We start from the raw sequence: 24,522 nt of genomic DNA on the forward strand, positions 1-24,522 counted from the left end.
TATTCGTACCCATAACAATAAGGAGCACCCGATATGTCAACTCAACGCTGTGGCTGGTGCTCCGATGATCCTCTCTATATGGCTTACCATGATCAGGAATGGGGCAAGCCCCAACACGATGAAGCGCAGCTGTTTGAAATGCTGTGTCTGGAAGGTCAGCAAGCGGGGCTGTCTTGGATCACGGTGCTGAAAAAACGCGAGCATTACCGCGCCCATTTCTTTGACCATCCCATCACGGCGATTGCAGCACTGAGCGATGATCAACTGCAACTCAAGCTCAGTGATAGCGGTTTAATCCGTCATATCGGCAAGCTGAAAGCGATTCGCGACAATGCCATTGCCTGGCTTAAACTCAAAGATGAAGTGACCGATGTTCCAGCCTGGTTGTGGAGCTTTGTCGATCAGCAAACCCAGCATAATGATGTCAACAATTATCGCGAGGCACCTGCACAGACCGCAACCAGCCAGAAACTCTCCAAGACCCTTAAAAAGCATGGTTTTAAATTTGTCGGCCCGACCACCTGCTATGCCTTTATGCAAGCGGTGGGTATGGTCAATGACCATGAAAATCATTGCCATTTTAAATAACCAAAACGATAGATTTTCCTTCAACAGGAGTTTCCCGAATGAGCAATAACCAGATTCGTGCCTACGCCGCCATGCAGGCGGGCGAACCGTTGGTTCCTTATCAGTTTGATGCAGGCGAGTTACAGCCCCATCAGGTTGAAGTCAAGGTCGAATATTGTGGCCTGTGCCATTCCGATCTTTCCGTGATTAATAATGACTGGCGCTCATCGGTGTATCCGGTTGTCGCCGGCCATGAAATTATTGGGACTATTGTTGCGCTCGGTTCAGAAGCCAAAGGGTTACAGATCGGCCAGCGTGTCGGGATTGGCTGGACCGCTGAAACCTGTCAGGCCTGTGACCCGTGTATTGGCGGGAATCAGGTGCTGTGTACCGGTGAAAAGATTTCAACCATTGTCGGGCATGCCGGCGGCTTTGCCGATAAAGTCCGCGCTGGCTGGCAATGGGTCATTCCCCTGCCAGAAGGTTTAGATCCGGAAAGTGCCGGCCCACTGCTCTGTGGCGGGATTACCGTATTTGATCCGTTATTGAAACATAAAATTCAAGCCACCCATCATGTCGGGGTGATTGGAATTGGTGGCTTGGGTCATATGGCCATTAAACTCCTCAAGGCCTGGGGCTGTGAAATTACAGCTTTTAGTTCAAGTCCGGACAAAACCGAAGAGCTCAAGGCTATGGGCGCAGATCATGTGGTGAATAGTCGTGATGCCCAGGCGATCAAGGCTCAACGCGGCAAGTTTGACCTTCTGCTCAGTACCGTCAATGTCACCCTGAACTGGCAAGCCTACCTGAGTACGCTTGCAGCAAATGGCAGCCTGCATTTTCTGGGCGTGACTTTGGAACCGATCCCGGTTTCGGTGGGAAGCCTGATGAGTGGTGCCAAATCAGTCACCTCCTCACCTACAGGTTCCCCTTTGGCACTGCGCCAGCTGTTACAGTTTGCCGCACGCAAAAATATTGCCCCACAGATTGAACTCTACCCGATGTCTCAACTGAATGAGGCCATTGAACGACTGCATTCAGGTCAGGCACGTTATCGCATCGTGCTCAAAGCAGACTTCGACTGATTCAGGCTGTTTCTGGTCCAGTCCGCCAGTTGCAGTATGGCCTGGCGGATTTCTCGGGTTAAGGCATGGCCTGCATTTAAGCGCAGAAAATGCTGGTAACGCCGGTCTTCTCCGAACACTTCACCCGGCACAATATTAATGCCCTGTGCCTGCGCCAGATAATACAGTTGCAGACCGGTAATGCTTGACGGGAGTTGCAACCACAAGGCATAACCGCCCTGCGACTGGCTCAAGGCAATCGGCATCCCCTGAAATGTCTCCAAAATAAAAGACCGGTACTGTTCTACCTGCTGCATAAGCTTGGGTCGTAGCTGCTCGAGATGCTCGCGATAGCCCCGGCTATAAATAAAATCAGCCAGACCGAGCTGTAAGGGCGTATTCACCCCGACGTTATTGGCCAGTAATTGTGGTCTTAAATATTGTAATTGTTGACCCAGACAGAACCAGCCGACACGATAGGCCGCAGATAACGATTTGGACATTGATCCACACCAGATCACATAGCCTTCCTGATCCCAATACCGGATGGGTAGAGGCCGCGCCTTCTGGAAACTGCATTCTCCATAAATATCATCTTCCAGAATAAAGCACTGATACTGCTGGGCAAGTCTGGCAATATGCTGCTTTTCCTGATTGCTGAGACAATAGCCCAACGGATTCTGGAAATTGGCCGTCATCAGACACAGCTTGGCACTGCCCTGCTGCATAAAAAACTCTAGACGCTCCAGATCAATGCCACGATGGTCGGCCGGAATTTCAATAATCTTGCGCTTCAGGCTGGCCAGCATTTGCAACTGCCCGTTAAAGGTCGGGGTGGGAATCAGGATACTATCGCCTTGCCGGGTCAGCTGCTGGATCAGCAACGATAGCGCGGGCATGCAGCCATTGGTAATAAAAATATCCTCCTTGGCAACATACAGTCCATCTTCACGCCAATGATCGGATAATGCCTGCCGCAGCTGCTGATGCCCCTGTTTATTGCAATACAGAAAATCTTCTGGCTGGCAGTGCTTGAGTGCACGTTGCAGGGAACGGCGCAAGCCATCCACGGGGATCAGATGCGGCGATAGCTGAATGGCTCCTAAAGGAGTGAGATGGTTCTGGATAGAAGCCGCCTGAATCTGGTTTTGCAGATCTAAATTTGAAACCTGCCGGCTGACCGACTCAAAGCCCGGACTCTCCGGTGCTGGACTCTGGTATTGCCGGGAACTGACAAAATAACCCGATTTTGCTTTGACATAAATCAGTCCTTTGGCTTCCAGTAACTCATAACACTGTTGTGCCGTACTCAGGCTAATGCTCTGCTGACGGGCAAATTCCCTTAAAGAACTGAGCTTCTGCTGCGGCTGTAATTCATGTTGATAGATCTTATGCGCCAGCTGTTCTGCCAGACGTTGGTATTGGAAGGCCATTTCTGTACTGCTTTTTTATAAATTTCTGTATCTGTAATGGTTTATACAACACCGTTAAGCTATAAAAATCAACAGCCAAAGGATAACACCATGAAAAATAAAATTTTATTTATATTTAGCTGTATTGTACTAAGTGGCTGCGAGCTCAGTGACCAGGCCACCTATCCGCAACAGCAAGTATGTAAGTCACTCTCGGAAGGCTACTTGCGCATGCAGAACCAGATGACTTATGAATTATGGAAAATGGAAAAAGGTGAAGCTGTGGCACCAGCCCGTATCATCAGGCTGACCTATAAAAAACCCAATGAAAACGGGGTCATGCTTTCCAGTCAATTCCTGCCAACGGTTGAACTGGAATGCACGCTACGACAGCAGCAGATTGTGGTGTCCGTGCTCCCCAAAACTGGCCAGCCCATACCTGTCCTGAATGTACAGCTTCAAAATGATGCTATTGGCACACCGAAAAGCCCTGACTGAGTTGCTCAGTCAAAAATTCGATAAATAAACGGATACGTTTTGGCAAGTGTTCTTGCTGATAATACACCGCATGGATGCGTTGATAAGAATGTTCGATCTGGTCTTCAAATAAGGCCACCAGCCGCCCCTGTTGCAAGTCTTGCCAGACCATGAATTCAGACAGGCAGGTAATGCCATGTCCCCTGATCGCCAGCTGGCGTACCGTTTCCCCGTTCGAGGCCTTGATCGTAGGCACTGCAGTAAAATAATGCGCTCCGGTTTTTAACGGCCAGGTATTCAGATGCTGTGGCTTGGTAAACCCGATTAAATCATGCCGGGCCAGGTTATCGCTTTGTGGTGGTTCGGATAAGGTCGCCAGATAATCCGGGCTTGCCACAATATAAAGACGGCTTTGACACACCAGTTTGGCATGTAGGCTGGAATCATTCAGCTCACCAAAGCGAAAAGCCACATCGGCCTTGTGCTGCAACAGGTCAATCACCTGGTCATTATTGCTCAGCTCAATGTCGATATTGGGATAGCGCTGGCGAAACAAATGCATCAAGGGAGCGATCACATGCAAGATAAAGGGCGTCGCCGAATCAATCCGGATCAGGCCGGAGGTGTCCTGATCCGACTTTTGCAGCGCCTCTTCTGCTGCATTTAAATCGGCTAAAATTTTACGGGCATGGTTCAGGAATTGCTGCCCTTCCTGGGTCAGTTTTAATTTGCGTGTGGTTCTCTCTAACAGGGTCACTTCAAGCTTGGATTCTAAGCGGCTAAGTGCACGGCTGAGACCCGATGCGGTCTGCCCGAGTTTTTCGGCTGCCGCAATAAAGGAACCGGTATCGACAATGGTGATAAACGCAAGTAATTCTTCAATGGTTGATTTCATTGAATCTATCCATTATTGATATTTAGTCAACTATATTTTGCAAATTCATCTATTTTTTAGCAACAATAATTATTGCAAAATTCTCCTCATCAACAGAATACGCTCAATCGAGCATGACAAGATTAGGTGAATCATATGCGTATCCCTCAATTTGGTTTAGGTACTTTCCGTCTTAAAGATCAGGCCGTGATTGACTCGGTTAAAACAGCCCTTGAAGTCGGCTATCGTGCCATTGATACTGCCCAGATTTATGAAAATGAAGCGGCTGTAGGCCAAGCCATTGCTGAAAGCGGTGTGGCCCGTCAGGATTTGTTTTTAACCACAAAAATCTGGGTGGATCACTTTGCCGAAGACAAATTTATTCCCAGCTTAAAAGACAGCTTACAAAAACTTGGTACCGATGCCGTCGACCTGACCCTGATCCACTGGCCGGCTCCAGCACTGGGTGTCTCGATCCCCGAAGTAATGCAGTTGCTGCTGGAAGCCAAACAGCAAGGTCTGACCAAACAGATCGGCATCTCAAACTTCAATATCGCCTTGACCCAGCAAGCGATTGACAGTATTGGCGCGGAGCACATTGCCACCAACCAGATCGAGCTTAGTCCGTATTTACAGAACCGTAAGCTGGTAAATTATTTACGTGAACAAAATATTGACGTGACCTCGTATATGACTCTGGCCTATGGCAAGGTGCTGAACGATCCAACCCTGACCGAAATTGCTGCACAACATCAGGCCACCACGGCGCAAGTCGCACTGGCGTGGGCACTGCAAAATGGTTTTGCCGTGATTCCATCGTCAACAAAACGTGAAAACCTGATCAGCAACTTAAAAGCACAAGACTTAAGCCTCACTGCAGAGGAAATGCAGCTGATTGCTCAACTGGAACGTAATGGTCGTGAAGTGAGTCCTGAACCATTTGCGCCTGAATGGGACCAGTAACATGAGCAGCCGCATCAATCTTCCATTGCTGGCACTGGCGATTGGTGCCTTTGCCATCGGAACAACCGAATTCTCCCCTATGGGACTGTTGCCCAATATTGCCAGTGATCTTGGCGTGTCGATCCCCAGTGCAGGCATGCTGATCACCGGCTATGCGCTGGGCGTGATGCTCGGTGCGCCGATCATGACCTTATGGTTTGGTGGTTTTGCCCGCCGTAACGCATTGATTGTACTGATGGCAATTTTTACCATTGGCAACCTGATCGCAGCCTTTGCGCCAAACTACATGAGCCTGATGGGGGCGCGCCTGCTGACCAGCCTCAACCATGGGGCCTTCTTCGGGATTGGTTCGGTGGTCGCAGCCAGTGTGGTGCCGGCCAATAAACAGGCCAGTGCGGTGGCGACCATGTTTATGGGGCTGACCATCGCCAATATTGGCGGCGTACCTCTTGCCACCTGGGTCGGGCAAAATATTGGCTGGCGCATGTCTTTTCTGGCAATTTCAGCACTTGGTGTCATTACCATGCTGTCGCTGTGGAAAGCGCTGCCTGTCGGTTCAGCCGGTCAAAAACCGAATGTAAAAATGGAACTGAACGTGCTGACCCGCCTGCCGGTGGTGCTGGCCCTGTTGACTACCGTGTTTGGTGCTTCGGCCATGTTCACCTTATATACCTACATTGCGCCGAGTCTGGTCGAATTTAGCCATGCTTCACCGACCTTTATCACCCTGATGCTGGTCTTGATCGGGATTGGTTTCTCTGTCGGTAACCATTTCGGCGGTAAGTTTGCAGATCTGTCGATCGATAAAACCCTGATCGGTTTTCTGCTCTTGCTGATCAGCCTGATGGTGATTTTCCCATTTTTGGCGCAATCACAACTGGGTGCAGCCATAGGTCTGGTGATCTGGGGTGCAGCAGCATTTGCAATTGTTCCTCCCTTGCAAATGCGTGTCATGTCGGTTGCACATGAAGCCTCCGGTCTGGCATCTTCTGTCAATATCGGCGCCTTTAACCTGGGCAATGCCATTGGTGCCGCAGCAGGTGGCGCAGTATTGAGTTTCGGATTGAGCTACACCGCGGTTTCCATGATCGGCGCGGTACTGGCAGGTATTGGCCTCATGCTGGTGTTGATCCAGATCAGGCTGGCCAACAAACCGGCGGCGCAACTCAAGCAGTGCCCGCAAGCCTAAGATGCATAAAAAAGCCTGATTGAATATCAGGCTTTTTTATTATTTTAATAACTCTGGCAGCTTCGGCTGCGCATAGATCGGATTGAGCACTTCTTTTTTCATTTTCATCAGCATCTGATAGGGTTGCTGCTGTACAAACATGTTCACAAAGCTAAGCGGAATCGAACCTGCCGGATCGGCATAACCACTGGTGGTGACCTTGACCCGGTTATTGGCCAGTTTCTGGAAAGTCCAGTCACCCGCATATTTGCTCAGACGCACTACATCGGGCTGTTCCGGATAATTGTTCTGAATGGCATTGTTCTTGATACTGATGCTGCCATCCGCATTCTTGGTCATTTTGCCTTTAATGACCACATCACGGTCTTTGAGGGGAAAAGGAAAATCCAGCACCATATACAGGGTAAACTCGCCTTTCTTGTCATCACGGGAGAGCATCTGTGCCTTGCCCACATACGGGACCCATTGCGGCGTACGTTCAACATCCAGTACCACGGCAACGGCGCGTTCTAGCGGCACATCAAAAATCGTTTCTGCTTTATATTGGATAATCGGATTGTTTTCTGTCTGGTAAGTCCAGACCTTAATATTATTACGGTGCAAGCTGAGTTTGGCAGTATCTGATGCGGCAGTCACCGTGAAGCTGCTGATACCGAGCAGTGTAGCAAGGACGATATGTTTTTTATTCATGTCATGCTCAATTATTGTAATGCTGGCGAGAGCTTGTTTCACTCCTGTCGGAAAGAAAGCTCAACAAGCTCTTTTATCATACCAAAAAGGAACGTTTTATACTTCAATCTCGTTAAAGCCCAAAACATCTTTCATATCGTATTTACGCGCCTCACGGCCAACCACCCACGCAGCTGCGCGAACCGCCCCTGAGGCGAAGTTCATGCGGTTGGTGGCTTTATGGGTCACTTCAACACGCTCGCCTTCACCAATAAACATCACGGTATGTTCACCGACGATATCGCCACCGCGAATGGTTTCAAAGCCAATGGTTTGACGGTCACGCGGGCCGGTATAACCTTCACGGCCATACACGGCCACTTCTTTCAGGTTACGGCCTAAAGTATCGGCAATCGCCTCACCCATCATAAATGCGGTCCCCGAGGGAGCATCGACCTTATGACGATGATGCGCTTCAATGATTTCGATATCGACCGTATCACCAAATACCTTGGCAGCCAGTTCCAGTAATTTAATCGAGACATTGACCCCGACAGAATAATTGGCAGCATACACCACAGGGGTATGGGTTGCGGTTTCTTCCAGGAATGCCTTTTGCTGATCCGACATGCCGGTGGTTCCGATTACCATCGCCACACCCGCTTCACGGCATAGCTTCAAATGCTGTTCAGTGGCAACCGGGGCAGTAAAGTCGATCACGACATCACAGTCCTTTAAAACTTCGCTCAAACTGCCCACGACCTTGACGCCAATGTTGCCAATCCCGGCAAGCTCGCCGGCATCTGCCCCCACCAGACTGCTTTCTGGACGTTCAACTGCGGCTGCAAGCTGGTAACCTGCCTGTTGTACCGCTTGAATCAGAATACGGCCCATGCGTCCGCCTGCACCCAAGATCCCAATGCGTGGAGAAGTTGACATAATTTTTCCCGGTCTTTTATTTAAACAGTTGAGCTACTATAGCAAAACTCTGTGCCGGCGCTAAAAAATTCCCATAAAAAAAACCTGCCGCAGCAGGTTTTTTTATGAATGCCAATTAGTCAAACAGGCGATCAAAGAATGATTTTTTCTTTGGCGATGAAGCATGATCATCACCATCCAGAGATGTCTGTAATTCTTTCAACAACTCACGCTGACGGCTGGTCAGGTTGACAGGGGTTTCCACCACGATACGGCAAAGCAGATCACCAACCATGCTGCTACGTACCGGACGAACACCCTTGCCACGCAAGCGGAACAGTTTGCCGGTTTGCGTACCTTCCGGAATTTTCAGGCTGACACGGCCTTCTAAGGTCGGGATTTCAATCTCTTTACCCAAGGCAGCATCGGCAATGCTCACAGGCACATCCATATACAGGTCGGCACCATCACGCTGGAAGATTTCGTGTTCACGTACCACCACTTCCACGTATAAATCACCAGCCTGACCATCACGGATCGCTTCACCTTTACCGGTCAGACGTACGCGGTCGCCATTGTCCACACCGGCAGGAATGGTCACTTCAAGTGTTTGCTGACGGTCTGCAACGCCTGAACCATGACAGCTCTTACATGGGTTCTTGATGATTTTACCCTGACCACGACAGGTACTACAGGTTTGCTGCACCGAGAAGAACCCCTGCTGCATGCGCACCTGGCCGGCCCCATGACAGGTACGGCAGGTTTCGACATCATTCGGGTTTTTAGAGCCCTTGCCGTCACACGTTTCACACGGCGCTGGCGCAGTAAAGGTAATGGTTTTTTTGACGCCCTTGACCGCTTCTTCAAGCGTCAACTCCATCACGTAGCGCAGGTCTGAACCACGGCGCTGGCGCTGTTGCTGGCGGCCACCGCCACCGAACGCACCACCAAAGATATCACCAAACTGGCTAAATATATCTTCTGCACTGAAACCGCCAAAGCCGCCACCCGCGCCACCGAAGCCACCTTCAAAGGCACTGTGCCCGGCGCGGTCATACATGCTGCGCTTTTCACTATCAGACAAGACTTCATAGGCTTCTGACGCCTCTTTGAACTTTTCTTCAGCTTCAGCGTTGTCAGGATTACGGTCTGGATGATACTTCATCGCCAACTTACGATAGGCTTTCTTGATCTCATCATCACTTGCGGTTTTCGAAACGCCTAAAACCTCATAATAATCACGTTTAGCCATGGTTGGCGATGCTCCTCACGGAATTTATTCAAAACTAGAAAACAAACAGGCTCTGCTAACTTTTTTATTTCTAAAGTCAACAGAGCCTTAATAGGGGCTGTACGATAAATTTACAAGGTCTAAGCCCGTAAAAAAGCAGTAAAATTAAAAAACTGCTTTATTTTTAAAGTACTTGGCAATACCTTTTAACCATGCATTCAACAAGAACAGCCATGCAATCGAGCTAAAAACGACGCCTGCAACCGTCATGGCAGTCACCCACAGGGCACTGTCCCAGGCTAAAAAGAACAGCGGAATAAACCACAGGGCAGCAAAAAAAGCCATCAAGATAAATAACAGCACATTACGCATAATCCACAGTGCATGCGCATGTATCCATACTTCGGCATTATCCACAATCGCAACTTTTCGTGCGAGCAGGTAGGCAAACGCTGCAAACACGATTGTAAATAATGCAAGAAACATGAACACGTAGGAAATCGCCACATAGCGGCGATGCTGTTCGATATTGTCTTGCCCCATGCTCTGTATCACCTCATTCACAGCATTGTGCAAAATTTGTCATGCCATGAAAATCAATTATTTTTTGGTCTTAAAATATAGGTGCTACTATATTGAAATTTTCAATTTTTCGCACCTTTATTCACAAAATAATTACGATAGTGATGTTGTTTTTTTGACCTTAAACCAAACTGCATATAGTGCAGGCAGGAAAAACAGGGTTAATAAGGTCGCAACAATCAATCCGCCCATAATCGCAACCGCCATCGGACCAAAGAAAATACTGCGAGATAACGGGATCATGGCCAGCACTGCTGCCAGTGCAGTCAGGACAATCGGGCGGAAACGGCGCATGGTGGCATCAATTACTGCATCCCAGGGCTGATGGCCAGCCTGAATGTCCTGCTCGATCTGGTCAATCAGAATAAGCGAGTTGCGCATGATCATGCCTGACAAGGCGATTGTACCCAGCATCGCCACAAAACCGAAAGGCTTATTGAACAGGAGCAGGAATGCCACTACCCCGATCAAGCCCAATGGTGCGGTCAGCAAGACAATGGTGGCCCGTGAAATGCTGCGTAGCTGGATCATTAACAAGGTCATCACCACAGCCAGGAACAATGGCATACCCGCATTAACCGAGTTCTGTCCTTTTGCCGATTCTTCAACGGTGCCGCCCACTTCCAGCAGATAACCGCTTGGCAGCTCTGCACGTAGGGTCTGCATCTTGTCTGCCAGCAGTTGTACCACCGTTGCAGGCTGCAAGTGGCTGCGAATATCTGCGCGCACGGTAATGGTCGGCAAACGGTTACGATGCCAGATCAGACCTTCCTCAAAACGTGATTCGATCTTTGCAATCTGTGCCAATGGCACAGTAGTGCCTTTGCTGGTCGGAATGGCCAGACTCGCCAGAGATGCCACCTCCACCCGTTCCGACTGATCACCACGCAAGCGGATTTCAATCAGTTCGCGCTTCTCGCGATACTGGTTCATCACCGTTCCCGTGACCGAGGCATTGAGGAAATTGGCCAGATCAACACTGCTTACCCCCATCTGGCGGGCACGGTCCTGATCAATGTCAATCGCGATAATTTTGCTGGGCTCACCCCAGTCCAGATGCACATTGGTGGTATTCGGGTCTTCACTCAGCACTTTTGCCACTTTTTGTGCTTCAGCCCTTACCGTTGCCAGATCTTCACCTGAAACCCGGTACTGCAATGGATAGCCTACAGGCGGGCCATTTTCCAGTAACGACACCCGGGTACGCACTTGAGGTAACAGTTGCTTGATTTGTGTGTCTAAAGAACGGCGGATTTCATCCCGATCATCTAAAGAGGAGGCCAGCACCACAAACTGGGCAAAGCTGGCTTGCGGCAGTTGCTGATCCAAAGGCAAATAGAAACGTGGTGAACCCGTCCCGACATAAGCCACATAGTTATCAATGCCTTTTTGTTTGGACAGGAATTGTTCCACCTTATGTACGGCTTGCTCGGTCGCGGTCAGGGAAGCACCTTCTTCCAGTTTTAAATCCACCAGAATTTCAGCCCGATTCGATGGCGGGAAAAACTGTTGCGGCACCAGCTTAAACATGGCCACCGACAGCACGAATATGCCGACGGTCACCGCAATCACGGTTTTGCGATAGGTAATACAGATTTCGACCACACGGCGGAACGACTGATAAAACTTGGATTGGTAAGGATCATGCTGTTGTCCATGCGCCTCCACAATAGGCGTAGGCTGCTTGCGCAAACGTGCCCACCAGCGCACATACCACGCCGCTTGCTGGTGCTGCTTGCTAAAATCTGGCAATAATTTCTCGCCCAGATAAGGCACAAATAGTACGGCAGCAATCCATGACACGATCAGGGCAATGGTCACCACCTGAAAAATCGAACGGGTATATTCCCCGGTTCCGGACTGGGCGGTGGCAATCGGCAGGAAACCAGCTGCCGTAATCAGGGTGCCGGTCAGCATCGGGAAAGCGGTGGTTTGCCAGGCAAAGCCGGCAGCTTTTAACCGGCTATAGCCCTGCTCCATCTTAATTGCCATCATTTCCACCGCGATAATGGCATCATCCACCAGCAAGCCCAGTGCCAGAATCAGGGCACCCAGCGAAATCTTATGCAGTCCCACATCGAACAGGTTCATGCCGGCAAAGGTCATGGCTAATACCAGTGGAATAGACAGCGCCACCACCAGACCGGTACGGAAACCGAGCGAGAAGAAACTCACCAGTAACACGATGATCACCGCTTCCGCCAGTACCTTTAAAAACTCCTGAATACTGCGTTGGACCGCCACAGGCTGATCAGATACCTTTTGCAGTTTCATGCCCAGAGGCAGGCTTTTTTGCAGGCGCTTAAATTCGGTTTCCAGATTTTTACCCAGCGCAATGATGTCGCCACCTTTACGCATCGACACCGCGATCCCGATGCCATTTTCCCCCATAAACCGCATGCGTGGCTGGGCCGGCTCGCTAAAGCCACGATAAACCTCTGCCACATCACCGAGCTGAATGGTTCTGTCCCCGACCAGCAACGGCATTTTTTTCAGCTCATCGACACTATGCAAATGTCCACTGACCCGGATCTGAATACGATCCGTACCCGTTTCAAAGAAACCGGCACTGGCCATATCATTTTGCTTTTGAATGGCTTCCTGAATCGCGGTGACCGGGACACCTAATTGCACCGCCTTGGTATTGGACAGTTCAATCCAGATTTTCTGGTCTTGCAGCCCGACCAGATTGACCTTGCTGACATCCTTGACCCGCTGCAATTGCAGTTGCAAACGGTCGGCATATTCCTTCATCACCGCATAGTCAAAATCTTTGCCGGTCAGTACATAGATATTGCCGAAAGTATCGCCAAACTCATCATTAAAGAACGGCCCCTGTACCCCATTGGGTAACTGACTGCGAATATCATTGACTTTCTTGCGCACGTTATACCAGACATCCGGAATGGCGCTGGACGGTAAACTGTCTTTAGCAACAAAGGTCACCATAGACTCACCGGGACGTGAGTAGGCCATGATGCGGTCATACTGTCCCGTAGTCATCAACTCTTTTTCAATCCGGTCCGTGACCAGCGTCGAGACTTCTCTGGCTGTCGCGCCAGGCCAGTAGGTCTGTACCACCATCACCTTAAAGGTAAACGGCGGGTCTTCACTTTGCGACAGCTTGGAATAGGACATGATGCCCACGATGCCGAGCAACAGCATAAAATAAAGGATAATGCCCTTATTTTTGAGCGCCCATTCTGAAAGGTTAAATTTCATGTTTAACCTCCGGTTTGAACGCGTATATCACGGTTATCGCGATCGACGGGATGAATCTTTTGCTGCTCGCGCAACAGGTGCACACCACCGACCACCACCCAGTCGGAGGCTTTTAAGCCTGTCAGTACAGGCACACTATCACGTCCATACATACCCAGCGTTACAGGAACTTTGCGTATGGTCTGGTCGGCATTGACCACCCAGACATAGGCTTGCTGATCATTGGCCGTGACACTGGATAACGGTACGCTCAGCACATTCTTGTCCTGTGTCACAAAGAACACCCGCGCACTTTGTCCCAGCTGGATAGCGGACTGCCCTTCCAGCAAAGATACTTTCACGGTAAATGTCCGGGACTGGTCGGCTGCAGGCGAAACCTCACGCACCCTGGCAGCAAAACGTGCATCTGGCTGTGACCACAAGGTGACCCAGGCAGGCTGGCCCACCTTGATGCTGCCGACCGCCTGTTCAGGGACACCAAACACCACCTCACGTTCACCATCAATGGCCAGCTGGTAGGCCGCCTGCCCTGCAGCAATCACCTGTCCGGTCTCGATCTGGCGCTGGGTAATCACACCGTTCTTATTCGAGATCAGCTGGTTATAGCCGGTCTGGTTGGACGATACTTCATAGTTAGAACGGGCCTGCTGCAAGCTCGCCTGTGCCGATTCATACTGATTCTTGACCGCATCAAATTGCGAACGGCTCACTGCATTGACCGGGAGTAACTGCTGATAACGCTGGTATTCTTCTGCGGCAATCTTGGCAGCGGCCTGTGCACTTTGTAACTGCGCCCTGGCTGCATTCATTTGCAGTTGTGCATCTTTCACGTCCAGCTTCGCCAGCACCTGTCCGACCTTGACCCGGTCTCCGACATCGACATAGCGTTCAGTCACCTGTCCCCCGACACGAAAGGCCAACGCGGTTTGCTGGCGGGCCTGTACATCCCCGGCATAACTTTTTTGCTCGACATGCTGACCACTCGGCTGGGCCACCATGACATAAGGAATTTCCTCAGTCTTTGCAGTTTCCTTCTGGCAGGCACTGAGCACGATGCTACTGACAACGACTAAGCCCAATATGATACGATTGATCTGATTCATCCAATGGCGCTCTTATTCAAATTGATTTTTAAGGCGTGATATGGGCATTATCATAAATTGTTTATTTTTTAATTAATATACCCACAAGTACATTAATTAAAAAATAAACTGATCCCTCTGATTTTTAAATTGATTAAAAGAGAAAGATAACGTGCAAACACACAGTGGCCGCCCCAAAGATCTAGAAAAAAGAGCCAGAATATTACAGGCCGCAAAATCTATTTTTTTAAAAATGGGTTACCACGCCACCAACATGAACCAGATTGCCAAGGAAGCAGGTGTCACCAAACTCACGGTGTATAACCATTTTCAGGATAAAAACAACCTGTTCATGTGTGCAATTGAAGAAAGCTGTGAAGAATCGATTCGGGCCAAGCAGTTTCAGCTGACGGCAGATTCTGATTTTAAACAGGCATTGCGCCTGATGTGCCAGCGCGCTTTAAGTATTATTTATCTTCCAGAAGCGCTGAAACTGGACTGTTTGCTGTTTGAACTGGCCGCAGAACAAAGCCCCCTGACCCGGCAGTTTTTTGATGCCTCGCATACCCGCATGAGCCATGTCTGGTGCGATTTCTTTGCCCAGGCCATTGCCTTCAAGTTCATTCAGGCCGATGAGCCGCTCAAGCAAACCGAACTGATCATCTCGCTCATGCTCGGAATCCGCCATCAGCAGGTATTGCTGGGTTTGGCTCCGGTTCCCACCGCCACAGAAACCGATCAGGTGATTGAACAGGCCATCGAGATTTTTTTACTGAAATATCAGACTAAAGTTTAGAGAATTTTCACATTTTTTTTACGTTCTGCTCTTGGATTGTCGCTCAATCGCGCTATAGTCGAACGAGTACATCAGGAGAAACAAAATGATCCAGCAAATCACTGCCCCATTACGTGAAGATGTCCGCTTACTCGGCAATTTACTCGGTGAGACCTTAAAGCAACATGCTGGGCAAGATTTGTTTAATCAGATTGAACAAATTCGTGCATTGGCCAAAGGCGCCCGTGACGGCCAGATCGAAGCAGAAAAACAGCTCGAACAATTGTTTCTCGGTTTAAAAGATGAAGAGATTCTGCCGCTGACCCGGGCTTTCTCGCATTTTCTCAACTTTGCCAATATTGCAGAACAATACCATGTGGTGCGCAGCCGCCGTCAGGCCGAGTTTGATGAACAGGCACCCAGCCCGAATCCGCTGTCGCATCTGTTTGAAAAATTCAATAACCAGCAAATCAATGCCCAACAACTGTTTCAGCAAATCTGTGATTTAAAAATCGAACTGGTACTGACCGCTCACCCAACCGAAGTCAGCCGCCGTACCCTGATTCAAAAATATGATGACATCACCGATTGCCTTTCCCAATTAGACCAGCAAAAGCTGACCCCGAAAGAGCGTCAGCACACCCTTGCCACCCTCAAGCAACTGATCAGCTCAGCTTGGCAGACCGATGAAATCCGGCAACATCGCCCAACCCCAGTCGATGAAGCCAAATGGGGCTTTGCAACGATTGAGCAATCACTCTGGAATGCAGTGCCTAAATTCGTCCGTGAACTGAATGAACTGACCCGACAACATTGCGCTCAGAGCCTGCCGCTCAGTGTAGCGCCAATCCGCTTTGCCTCCTGGATGGGCGGCGACCGTGACGGTAACCCCAATGTGACCCATCAAGTCACGCAAGAAGTGCTGTGGTTATCGCGCTGGCAAGCAGCCGATCTGTACCTGCGAGACATTGAAAACCTGCGCTGGGAACTGTCCATTCAAAGCTGTTCCGATGAACTGACCCAGGCATTGGGCTATGAGCATCCGGAACCGTATCGCGAATATTTACGAGCGACCCGCGAGCGCTTGAAAGCCACCCGCTACTGGTTGGGACAACGCCTGCAAGGTGCTGAGGCAGACGACAGCAATATCATCAGAACCAAAGATGAATTACTGGCTCCGCTACTGCTGTGCTATCGCTCACTGATGGACTGCAATATGGCCGAGATTGCCAACGGTCAATTACTCGACTTTATTTATCGGGTCAACTGTTTTGGTATTGAGCTGCTCAAACTGGATATCCGTCAGGAATCAGGCCGCCATCGCCAGGCCATTTCCGCGATTACCGAATATCTGGGCCTTGGCAATTTTGAATCCTGGACCGAACAGGCCCGCCAGAACTTCCTGATTCAGGAACTACAAAGCAAGCGCCCATTATTGCCAAAGTTTTTTCATGAGCCTGAAGGCAGCCTGATCCAGCATCCCGATGTACTGGAAGTGTTTGCCACCATGCGGACCTTGGCCGAACAGCCACCTGAGAGTCTGGGTGCCTATATTATTTCCATGGCGGAATATCCAAGTGATGTACTGGCAGTATTGTTACTGCAAAAAGAAGCAGGCATCCAGCAACCGCTCCGTGTCGTGCCTTTATTTGAAACCCTGAAGGATCTCGACGGCGCCGCCAAAACCATGAATACCCTGTTCAATATGCACTGGTATAAACAGCATATTCAGGGCAAGCATGAGGTGATGATTGGTTACTCGGACTCCGCCAAGGATGCAGGCTTTATGTCGGCCAACTGGGCGCAATATCGTGCTCAGGAAGAGTTGACCGCGATTGCCCAGCAGCATGGCGTGCAATTGACCCTATTCCATGGTCGTGGCGGTTCAATCAGCCGTGGCGGTGCACCGACACAGCAGGCCCTGTTCTCGCAACCACCCGGTTCAATTTCGGGCGCAATCCGGGTCACCGAGCAGGGTGAGATGATCCGCTTTAAATTCGGTCTGGAAGGCATCGCCCTGCAAAATCTGGAAATCTATACCGCAGCGACTCTGGAAGCAACCTTGTTGCCGCCCCCCGAACCGAAACAAGAATGGCGTGACCTGATGAACCAGATGACCGATTTATCCGTCAAGGTTTATCGCCAGACCGTACGGGAAAATCCCCATTTTGTCAGCTATCTGCGTACCGTTACCCCTGAACTGGAATTACAGATGCTGCCGTTAGGCTCACGGCCTGCCAAACGTAAAGTCAGTGGCGGGATTGAGTCATTACGTGCCATTCCGTGGGTCTTTGCCTGGACCCAGATTCGCCTGATGCTGCCAGCCTGGCTGGGCACAGGTACCGCCATTAACCAGGTGCATGAACAACACAAAGCCACACTGGATGAGATGCTGGAACAATGGCCTTATTTTCAGACGCTGATCGATATGCTGGAAATGGTGCTGTCCAAGTCCGATGCCGATATTGCGCTGTATTATGAATCGCATCTGACTCAGGATCAGGACTTAAAAGTACTCGGTGTCGAGTTACGTCAGCGCCTGCAAAATGCAGTGGATACCCTGCTGAGCCTGAAAGGTGAATCAAAGCTGCTCAGTAATAACGAGGTTCTGGATCAATCGATGCAGGTGCGTAAACCGTATTTGTTGCCCTTGCATTTATTACAGGCCGAGTTGATGAAACGCCGTCGCCTGTATCTGGCAGCGCATCAGACTGAACATAGTCCGGTCGATCATGCCCTCATGGTCAGTATTGCCGGCATTGCGGCAGGCTTGCGTAATACAGGCTAGGTGCCATTCCCCTGTCTGCCGTCAGCAGAAAAATGCTACTGTTGACGGCAGGATTGGCAAAATATGCCATTTTCATAAAAAAATTTAAAAAAGTTTTTAAAATTATTTTGAAAATAAGAGAGTTAGTTTTTTTAAATTGTCCAGACAAAATAAATAATAATTCCGCTAGCTTATTTTGAAATAAATTTTACCAAAAGGTAAAAACAAAGCATCCAGATAGCCAATCTGGCAATCTTCTCAAGGACTTATAGGTGAAAGCTCGTTTTAAGACAGGGTATCATACGCGCTGATATCACATCATGAGTCTAATTTATGTCCAGCTGGTTTCCAAAATGGCAGCCGTATCAGGGGACGGTCGATCATCGCCCTGTTGCGACCAATGAATATTTGCCGCCCTTACAAAGTGCGGTGCTGGGGGTTCAACACGCATTTGCCATGTTCGGCTCAACCGTACTTGCACCTTTATTGATGGGTTTTAGCCCGAACCTGGCCATTTTAATGTCAGGGATCTGTACCATCCTGTTTTTCTTTATGACCGGTGGACGTGTTCCAAGCTATTTAGGTTCAAGTTTTGCCTTTATTGGCGTGGTGGCAGCAGCAACCGGCCATGTCACCGGCTCAGGCGCCAACCCGAACCTGTCGGTTGCGCTGGGCGGAATTGTGGTGTGCGGGATTGTGTATGCCCTGATCGGCTTTGCGGTAATGCTGACCGGTACCCGCTGGATTGAAAAACTCATGCCACCTGTGGTCACCGGTGCAATCGTGATGATCATTGGACTCAACCTTGCGCCTGTGACCATCAAGGGCGTGGCAGGCCAGCCTTTTGAAATGTGGATGGCCTTAATTACCGTGCTCAGTATGGGTATTATTGCGGTATTTACCAAGGGCCTGTTACAGCGCTTGCTGCTCCTGATCGGCCTGTTGATTGCCTATGCCATTTATGCCATTGCCAGCAATGTTCTGGGATACGGCAAACCGATTGATTTCTCCCAGATCTCGGCAGCGCCCTGGTTCGGCATGCCGAGCTTCTCGCATCCGACTTTCGACTTGAATGCCATTCTGATCATTGCGCCTGTGGCCCTGATTTTAGTCGCAGAAAACCTGGGCCATATCAAGGCTGTGGGAGCAATGACCGGTGAAAACCTCACACCGCAACTGGGCAAGGCCTTTGTTGCCGACGGTGTTGCAACCACCTTATCGGGTAGTGTCGGTGCACCTGGCATGACCACTTATGGTGAGAATATTGGTGTCATGGCAGTCACCCGTGTTTACTCGACACTGGTCTTTGTCATCGCCGGAGTGTTTGCAATTTTCCTCGGACTTTCCCCGAAGTTCGGTGCCGTTATTAGCACTATTCCAAGCGCTGTGCTGACCGGCGCATCCATTGTGGTATTTGGCCTGATCACCATTGCCGGCGCCAAAATCTGGATCGAAAATAAAGTCGACTTCTCCAATAATAAAAACCTGATTGTGGCTTCAGTCACCATTATCCTGGGTGCAGGCAACTTCGAGTTGCTGTTTGGCAGCTTCAATCTGGGCGGGATCGGAACAGCAACTTTTGCAGCGATTTTCCTGAACCTGCTCTTTAACCTAAAAGATAAAAACTAAAAACTCGCAGGCAGCCTCAGGGCTGCCTTTTTATTGCCATCTTGCGCCCTATCTTTATCTGGCCCAGTTTTAGTATGATGGCCTTTTATACTTCAATACGTTCCGCTCATGCGTTTCGATTTCTTTGATTTACAATTATTCCAGCATATCGCCAGTACCGGCAGTCTCACCAAAGGGGCGGAACGCTCTGCAATTTCCTTGCAGGCCGCCAGTGAACGGATTAAAAAACTCGAACAATATTTTGATAGCCGCTTGTTGACCCGTCACACCACAGGCGTTGAGCTGACCACTGCGGGTCATGCCCTGTCCGAGCATGCCAGACGGCTATTGCAACAAAAAGACCAGCTCGAACAGGACATGCAGCGCTTCCGGCAACAGGCCTCGGAAGCGTTGACCTTATGGTGTAACTCTTCTGCCCAAAGTGAATATTTACCTGCGTTATTGCCACAATATCTGGTTGTTAACCCGGATATCAATCTGGAACTCCACGAAGCAGAAAGTTCTGACATCGTTGAGGCACTGACCCTGGGGGTGGCACGTTTAGGGCTGGTTTCCAGCTTCTTTGATACCGGTCATTTGCAAACGCAGGAATTTGCCCGTGATCCTCTGGTCCTGATCTGTCCGGCTGGACATGCCTTGTGCCGGCATACACAGCTCAATCTGGTCGATGCCTTAAAGTACGGTTTTATTGGCCTGATGCCACATCACTCCTTGCAGCAATCGATTGAAACCCAGGCCAGACTGTTGGGCTTCACCATCCAGTACCGCCTGCGTCTGCCTAACTTTGCAGCCATTGCCGAAGTGGTGGCCAAGGGAGCAGGTATTGCGATTATGCCCGCCTGTGCGGCACAGCGCTTGCAGGCCGATTATGCTTTCCATAGCGTACACTTGCTGGGTGCCTGGGCCAATCGCAAACTGCTGCTGGCAGCCCAGGATTTTTCCCTGCTGCCGACAAACTATCAACAGTTTGCGGCATTCCTGATGCAGCACCGCATAACAGGCTAATCCGGATTAATGCAGGATCATATATAAGCCCAATGCGGTAAGCCCCATAAAAAACAGACGGCGGAAACGTTGCTCATTAAGCTGATAACGGATTTTTTTACCCAGCCACATCCCCAGCAAGGCAGCGACCAAAGCCACCGCAGACAGACGATAATCCAGCGTGATACCCTGCATCGGATGATGATGCAGAAAAAAGGCCAGACAGAAGGTAGAAACGGTAAAGGTCAGTCCCAGGGCCTGTACCAGTTCATCCCGTTGCAAGTGTAAAGACTGTAAATACGGCACCACCGGAATAATCACGACCCCTGTTGCCACGGTCACCGCCCCGCCGAGATAACCGACCACAGGCGACAGCCAGCGTTCATATTGCCCAAGATGGGGCAGTTTCTTCACGCAGAGGCCATACAGCCCATATAACGCCAGCATGCAGCCCAGTAAAATTTCACTATGATGCCCGTGACTCTGGCTCAAGGTCGGTAAAAAGCTCCAGATCGAACCGGCGATAATACCGGCCAGCAAGGTCCAGAAACGGCGGATAAAGGCCCAGACCCGGCCTTCGGCAAACAGTTGCCAGATATTGGTGATCATGGAAGGTACAATCAGCAGGGAGGCTGCCTGAAACGGGCTCATGGCAATGGTCAGTAGCCCCATCGATACCGCAGGAAGGCCCAGTCCGATCATGCCTTTAATCGTGCCGGCAAAGACAAATACCGCGATAATGATGGCTAGAAAAGTCACACTTTAGCTCCGATTGTGCATCGGTGCTATGCTACGAAAAAAACCGCAGCCTGCCCTATTCTTATTTTTGGGAGCCGGCCTCAATCAAAAGTTGAGGCCATTTTATATTTTTCTTCCAGTACGTTACTGAGAATGCTTTCAATCATCCAGACCCGGTACAGGCTATTGAAGACATAGCACTGCCCGTCAATTCTCAATTCGAGTACAGGAAAATCAGGCTGGTGCTTTTGCTGGCACAGCTCATCATTGTGCTGGAGTAATACCTCGATATCCTGCTCGGTCACATGCTCAATATTGAGCTGTCTCTGCATACGCTGAAAATGGGCCTTGAATGACAGGTCTTTGCCCTGTGTCCATACCGCTTCCAGAATCTCATGAATACAGTCCACCTGCTGCTCTGCTGCGACACTATAAAACAGGCGGGCCATTTCATAGGTGGCTTCTCTGGTCGGACGGCAAAACGGGGTAAATGCCACCTGGGTACGCTTGGAAACACGTGTCGCCAGACTCCAGTCAAACCAGTCACGTCCATGATAACTCAGCGGGTAAACCTTCAACTTGATATTATAATAATTGGCCAGTTCTTCCTGGATATAGGCCAGTAATAACCAGCTCATCGGGTCTTCAAGTGCAATATACAGATCTAGTTCGGGATGCAAGGCCTGCACTTCCGACAGGGCTTCCCCGTCATTGATCAAATGCTCGCGCCATTCGATATGATTAATCAGGAAAATCGGATTGCCTGTCAGCAGTTTCTGCTGCTTGAGCCGCCGGGTCAGACGCAGCAGATCATCAACGGCCTGATATTTACGCTCGCCAAATTCAAAATAACTGGCAAGCACTGGCACATCTTTAAAAATACGTTCCGGATAATCCTGAGGGGTCTGATGCTGGCGCGCCATCGCATAGAGCGTCCGCAATTTGCCATATTGCTGCTGCCACAGCATGTGGAACACATCTTCCAGCAAATGCAGGAAATTCTGATCTCTGAGGGGGGTATTTCTTAGAATTGTTTCTGCTTGTTGTAAGGCTTCTGCGCTGGGAAGCTCCGGGGTATCGTCAAAACCAAAACGATGCTGTTTGGCCAAAATCTTCGCATCATTCAAACAATAGTTATGCCAGTCCTGTCTGGACATGCCATTGGGAGGTTCGGCATCTTGCCTTGAAATAATGACTTTTAGGGGCTTGAGTTCATCACTCAGGATTTCATTGAGCTGATCCAGTTCTTGCACCGCAAGATAGCTATAAACATCGTCTAGACGCAGGTAAATACTTAAACCCTGTTGCGTAGGTAATTCCGCCTGACGAGAAGGTTTCTGGTAGAACCAACTCGATCGGATGGGATCAAACCAACGACGTAACAAAGACATGTCGATAGCCTCTAATGGTCATAAATCAAGATAGGAATAGATTTGCTCAGGTCTGTGTACAAACAGGCGAGCCAGTAAGGTGTCAGTATCTTATAAAATGAGATAAAAGTCCCCCTTAATTGAAAGGGGGACTGCAAGGGATTACAAAACTCGTACTGCGCCTTTGGCTGCACTGGTCGAATGCATGGCATAAATCTTCAATGATTTTGACACCTTACGCTTACGCTCTTCTGCTGGATGCCAGCCTTTGGCATCCTGAACGGTACGGCGGTGTGCCAGCGTTGCATCATCAACATCAAGATGAATGCTACGGTTTGGAATATCAATCTGGATGGTATCCCCATCTTCAACCAGACCAATTGCACCACCTTCAGCCGCTTCTGGAGAAATGTGACCGATCGACAGGCCTGAAGACCCGCCTGAGAAACGGCCATCGGTAATCAGGGCACAGTCCTTACCTAAACCTTTGGATTTCAGATAACTGGTTGGATACAGCATTTCCTGCATACCCGGCCCACCACGAGGGCCTTCGTAGCGGATCACCACGATATCGCCCGCCACAATTTTGTGATCCAGAATGGCGTCTACCGCGGCATCCTGACTTTCAAACACGCGTGCTGTACCGGTAAATTTCAGGATGGATTCATCCACACCTGCTGTTTTTACGATACAGCCATCTAATGCGATGTTGCCATACAGTACCGCCAGACCGCCATCTTTAGAGAAGGCGTGTTCAGCATTACGAATCACCCCTTTCTCACGGTCGCCGTCTAAAGTCGAGTAATAACGGTTTTGCGAAAATGCCACCTGGGTTGGAATGCCACCCGGTGATGAACGATAGAACTCATACACGTCAGCATCTTCGGTACGGATGATATCCCATTTGTCCAGGGCATCCTTGAGGGTTTTTTCATGCACGGTTGGGCATGAGGTATTGAGCAGGCCGGCACGGTCCAGTTCGCCCAGAATCGCCATAATTCCGCCTGCGCGGTGTACGTCTTCCATATGTACATCTTGCTTTGCCGGAGCAACTTTGGACAATACCGGAACCTGACGGGACAGGCGGTCAATATCATCCATAGTGAAATCAACTTCGGCTTCGTGCGCCGCTGCCAGTAAATGCAATACGGTATTGGTCGATCCACCCATTGCAATATCCAGCGTCATGGCATTTTCAAACGCCGCTTTGGTTGCAATCGAACGCGGTAAAATGCTGTCGTCATTCTGTTCATAATAACGTTTTGCCAGTTCAACCACGAGACGCCCTGCTTTCAGGAACAGCTTCTCACGGTTGGCATGGGTTGCCACGATTGAACCGTTACCCGGTAACGATAGACCCAAGGCTTCAGTCAGACAGTTCATCGAGTTGGCAGTGAACATGCCCGAACATGAACCACAGGTTGGGCAGGCTGAACGCTCAAACGCTTTGACTTCTTCATCGGTATAGCTTTCGTCGGCAGCAACCACCATGGCATCAACCAGATCAATGGCCTTCTCATCACCGCGGAACTTCACTTTACCCGCTTCCATTGGCCCGCCAGATACGAACACCACCGGAATGTTCAGGCGCATTGCTGCCATCAACATTCCCGGAGTGATCTTGTCACAGTTTGAGATACACACCATGGCATCGGCACAATGAGCATTGACCATGTATTCTACCGAGTCGGCAATCAAATCACGTGATGGCAGTGAATACAGCATGCCGTCATGGCCCATGGCAATCCCGTCATCAACGGCAATGGTATTGAATTCTTTCGCGACACCACCAGCAGCTTCAATTTCTCTCGCAACAAGTTGACCTAAATCCTTGAGGTGCACGTGACCAGGAACAAACTGGGTAAATGAGTTGACCACCGCAATAATAGGTTTGCCAAAATCTTCATCTTTCATGCCGGTCGCACGCCATAAACCACGCGCGCCAGCCATATTTCTTCCATGTGTTGATGTTTTCGAACGATAATCAGGCATTTTGTATTCCCAACAAG

20 protein-coding genes are annotated in these 24,522 nt (G+C 49.8%); 9 read left to right on the top strand and 11 right to left on the bottom strand.

Annotated elements, in window-relative coordinates; translation table 11 throughout:
* Nucleotides 1-33 precede the first annotated feature (33 nt).
* A complete protein-coding gene (locus OC23_RS18380) occupies nt 34-588 on the top strand; it encodes a DNA-3-methyladenine glycosylase I (RefSeq protein WP_038346406.1) in 555 nt (184 codons plus the stop codon).
* Nucleotides 589-626: 38 nt separating this feature from the next.
* Complete coding sequence (ahr, locus tag OC23_RS18385) at nt 627-1,652, top strand: NADPH-dependent aldehyde reductase Ahr (RefSeq protein WP_038346407.1); 1,026 nt, start codon at nt 627-629, stop codon at nt 1,650-1,652.
* Here ahr and OC23_RS18390 read toward each other — a convergent pair.
* Nucleotides 1,619-3,064 (bottom strand): PLP-dependent aminotransferase family protein, encoded by a 1,446-nt coding sequence (locus OC23_RS18390; protein WP_038346408.1) that lies wholly within the window; start codon nt 3,062-3,064, stop codon nt 1,619-1,621. The two genes, ahr and OC23_RS18390, sit on opposite strands and share 34 nt — an antisense overlap.
* 90 nt (nt 3,065-3,154) lie before the next feature.
* On the opposite strand from OC23_RS18390, the gene OC23_RS18395 reads away from it, so the two are divergent.
* Nucleotides 3,155-3,541 carry a hypothetical protein gene (locus tag OC23_RS18395; RefSeq protein WP_038346409.1) on the top strand — a complete coding sequence of 129 codons (387 nt, stop codon included), beginning with the start codon at nt 3,155-3,157 and terminating at the stop codon, nt 3,539-3,541.
* Here OC23_RS18395 and OC23_RS18400 read toward each other — a convergent pair.
* Nucleotides 3,513-4,415: a LysR family transcriptional regulator gene (locus OC23_RS18400; protein ID WP_038346410.1), complete on the bottom strand. Its 903-nt coding sequence runs from the start codon at nt 4,413-4,415 to the stop codon at nt 3,513-3,515. The genes OC23_RS18395 and OC23_RS18400 overlap by 29 nt on opposite strands.
* 135 nt (nt 4,416-4,550) lie before the next feature.
* On the opposite strand from OC23_RS18400, the gene dkgB reads away from it, so the two are divergent.
* Both dkgB and OC23_RS18410 read left to right on the top strand, forming a co-directional pair.
* Nucleotides 4,551-5,357: a 2,5-didehydrogluconate reductase DkgB gene (gene dkgB / locus OC23_RS18405; protein WP_038346411.1), complete on the top strand. Its 807-nt coding sequence runs from the start codon at nt 4,551-4,553 to the stop codon at nt 5,355-5,357.
* Nucleotide 5,358: 1 nt separating this feature from the next.
* Nucleotides 5,359-6,546, top strand: coding sequence for an MFS transporter (locus OC23_RS18410; protein WP_038346412.1), 1,188 nt, complete (start codon nt 5,359-5,361; stop codon nt 6,544-6,546).
* Between the two features lie 39 nt (nt 6,547-6,585).
* Here the strand turns inward: OC23_RS18410 and OC23_RS18415 are convergent, their stop codons facing one another.
* From OC23_RS18415 to OC23_RS18440, 6 genes are all read right to left on the bottom strand, one after another.
* Nucleotides 6,586-7,236: an START domain-containing protein gene (locus OC23_RS18415; RefSeq protein WP_038346413.1), complete on the bottom strand. Its 651-nt coding sequence runs from the start codon at nt 7,234-7,236 to the stop codon at nt 6,586-6,588.
* 96 nt (nt 7,237-7,332) lie between these two features.
* Nucleotides 7,333-8,154, bottom strand: a complete 822-nt coding sequence (gene dapB, locus OC23_RS18420; RefSeq protein WP_038346414.1) for a 4-hydroxy-tetrahydrodipicolinate reductase — start codon at nt 8,152-8,154, stop codon at nt 7,333-7,335.
* Nucleotides 8,155-8,269: 115 nt separating this feature from the next.
* Entirely contained in the window at nt 8,270-9,385 is a 1,116-nt protein-coding gene (gene dnaJ / locus OC23_RS18425; RefSeq protein WP_038346415.1) for a molecular chaperone DnaJ, read from the bottom strand.
* A 144-nt stretch (nt 9,386-9,529) separates the two neighbouring features.
* Nucleotides 9,530-9,907, bottom strand: coding sequence for a hypothetical protein (locus tag OC23_RS18430; protein ID WP_038346416.1), 378 nt, complete (start codon nt 9,905-9,907; stop codon nt 9,530-9,532).
* 132 nt (nt 9,908-10,039) lie between these two features.
* Complete coding sequence (locus tag OC23_RS18435; protein ID WP_038346417.1) at nt 10,040-13,168, bottom strand: efflux RND transporter permease subunit; 3,129 nt, start codon at nt 13,166-13,168, stop codon at nt 10,040-10,042.
* A 2-nt stretch (nt 13,169-13,170) separates the two neighbouring features.
* Nucleotides 13,171-14,271: an efflux RND transporter periplasmic adaptor subunit gene (locus OC23_RS18440; protein WP_038346418.1), complete on the bottom strand. Its 1,101-nt coding sequence runs from the start codon at nt 14,269-14,271 to the stop codon at nt 13,171-13,173.
* A gap of 151 nt (nt 14,272-14,422) precedes the next feature.
* On the opposite strand from OC23_RS18440, the gene OC23_RS18445 reads away from it, so the two are divergent.
* The 4 genes from OC23_RS18445 to OC23_RS18460 all read left to right on the top strand — a co-directional run bounded on the left by OC23_RS18445 (nt 14,423) and on the right by OC23_RS18460 (nt 20,426).
* Nucleotides 14,423-15,046 carry a TetR/AcrR family transcriptional regulator gene (locus OC23_RS18445; RefSeq protein WP_038346419.1) on the top strand — a complete coding sequence of 208 codons (624 nt, stop codon included), beginning with the start codon at nt 14,423-14,425 and terminating at the stop codon, nt 15,044-15,046.
* Nucleotides 15,047-15,131: 85 nt separating this feature from the next.
* Entirely contained in the window at nt 15,132-17,813 is a 2,682-nt protein-coding gene (gene ppc, locus OC23_RS18450; protein ID WP_038346420.1) for a phosphoenolpyruvate carboxylase, read from the top strand.
* Between the two features lie 312 nt (nt 17,814-18,125).
* Nucleotides 18,126-19,421 (top strand): solute carrier family 23 protein, encoded by a 1,296-nt coding sequence (locus tag OC23_RS18455; RefSeq protein ID WP_038346421.1) that lies wholly within the window; start codon nt 18,126-18,128, stop codon nt 19,419-19,421.
* A gap of 108 nt (nt 19,422-19,529) precedes the next feature.
* The gene (locus OC23_RS18460) at nt 19,530-20,426 is read left to right on the top strand and encodes a LysR family transcriptional regulator (protein ID WP_038346422.1); all 897 of its coding nucleotides are present in this window, start codon (nt 19,530-19,532) and stop codon (nt 20,424-20,426) included.
* A 6-nt stretch (nt 20,427-20,432) separates the two neighbouring features.
* Here OC23_RS18460 and OC23_RS18465 read toward each other — a convergent pair whose 3' ends face one another.
* From OC23_RS18465 to ilvD, 3 genes are all read right to left on the bottom strand, one after another.
* A complete protein-coding gene (locus OC23_RS18465) occupies nt 20,433-21,164 on the bottom strand; it encodes a sulfite exporter TauE/SafE family protein (RefSeq protein ID WP_038346423.1) in 732 nt (243 codons plus the stop codon).
* Nucleotides 21,165-21,244: 80 nt separating this feature from the next.
* Nucleotides 21,245-22,534: a hypothetical protein gene (locus OC23_RS18470; protein WP_038346424.1), complete on the bottom strand. Its 1,290-nt coding sequence runs from the start codon at nt 22,532-22,534 to the stop codon at nt 21,245-21,247.
* A 141-nt stretch (nt 22,535-22,675) separates the two neighbouring features.
* The gene (gene ilvD / locus OC23_RS18475; protein WP_038346425.1) at nt 22,676-24,505 is read right to left on the bottom strand and encodes a dihydroxy-acid dehydratase; all 1,830 of its coding nucleotides are present in this window, start codon (nt 24,503-24,505) and stop codon (nt 22,676-22,678) included.
* Nucleotides 24,506-24,522 lie beyond the last annotated feature (17 nt).

Source organism: Acinetobacter sp. A47 (assembly GCF_000805455.1).
Classification (GTDB): domain Bacteria; phylum Pseudomonadota; class Gammaproteobacteria; order Pseudomonadales; family Moraxellaceae; genus Acinetobacter.

Coding starts and splice junctions, on each gene's coding strand:
- OC23_RS18380 (WP_038346406.1), top strand. CDS start 34: ATGTCAACTCAACGCTGTGGCTGGTGCTCCGATGATCCTCTCTATATG.
- ahr (WP_038346407.1), top strand. CDS start 627: ATGAGCAATAACCAGATTCGTGCCTACGCCGCCATGCAGGCGGGCGAA.
- OC23_RS18390 (WP_038346408.1), bottom strand. CDS start 3,064: ATGGCCTTCCAATACCAACGTCTGGCAGAACAGCTGGCGCATAAGATC.
- OC23_RS18395 (WP_038346409.1), top strand. CDS start 3,155: ATGAAAAATAAAATTTTATTTATATTTAGCTGTATTGTACTAAGTGGC.
- OC23_RS18400 (WP_038346410.1), bottom strand. CDS start 4,415: ATGAAATCAACCATTGAAGAATTACTTGCGTTTATCACCATTGTCGAT.
- dkgB (WP_038346411.1), top strand. CDS start 4,551: ATGCGTATCCCTCAATTTGGTTTAGGTACTTTCCGTCTTAAAGATCAG.
- OC23_RS18410 (WP_038346412.1), top strand. CDS start 5,359: ATGAGCAGCCGCATCAATCTTCCATTGCTGGCACTGGCGATTGGTGCC.
- OC23_RS18415 (WP_038346413.1), bottom strand. CDS start 7,236: ATGAATAAAAAACATATCGTCCTTGCTACACTGCTCGGTATCAGCAGC.
- dapB (WP_038346414.1), bottom strand. CDS start 8,154: ATGTCAACTTCTCCACGCATTGGGATCTTGGGTGCAGGCGGACGCATG.
- dnaJ (WP_038346415.1), bottom strand. CDS start 9,385: ATGGCTAAACGTGATTATTATGAGGTTTTAGGCGTTTCGAAAACCGCA.
- OC23_RS18430 (WP_038346416.1), bottom strand. CDS start 9,907: ATGGGGCAAGACAATATCGAACAGCATCGCCGCTATGTGGCGATTTCC.
- OC23_RS18435 (WP_038346417.1), bottom strand. CDS start 13,168: ATGAAATTTAACCTTTCAGAATGGGCGCTCAAAAATAAGGGCATTATC.
- OC23_RS18440 (WP_038346418.1), bottom strand. CDS start 14,271: ATGAATCAGATCAATCGTATCATATTGGGCTTAGTCGTTGTCAGTAGC.
- ppc (WP_038346420.1), top strand. CDS start 15,132: ATGATCCAGCAAATCACTGCCCCATTACGTGAAGATGTCCGCTTACTC.
- OC23_RS18455 (WP_038346421.1), top strand. CDS start 18,126: ATGTCCAGCTGGTTTCCAAAATGGCAGCCGTATCAGGGGACGGTCGAT.
- OC23_RS18460 (WP_038346422.1), top strand. CDS start 19,530: ATGCGTTTCGATTTCTTTGATTTACAATTATTCCAGCATATCGCCAGT.
- OC23_RS18470 (WP_038346424.1), bottom strand. CDS start 22,534: ATGTCTTTGTTACGTCGTTGGTTTGATCCCATCCGATCGAGTTGGTTC.
- ilvD (WP_038346425.1), bottom strand. CDS start 24,505: ATGCCTGATTATCGTTCGAAAACATCAACACATGGAAGAAATATGGCT.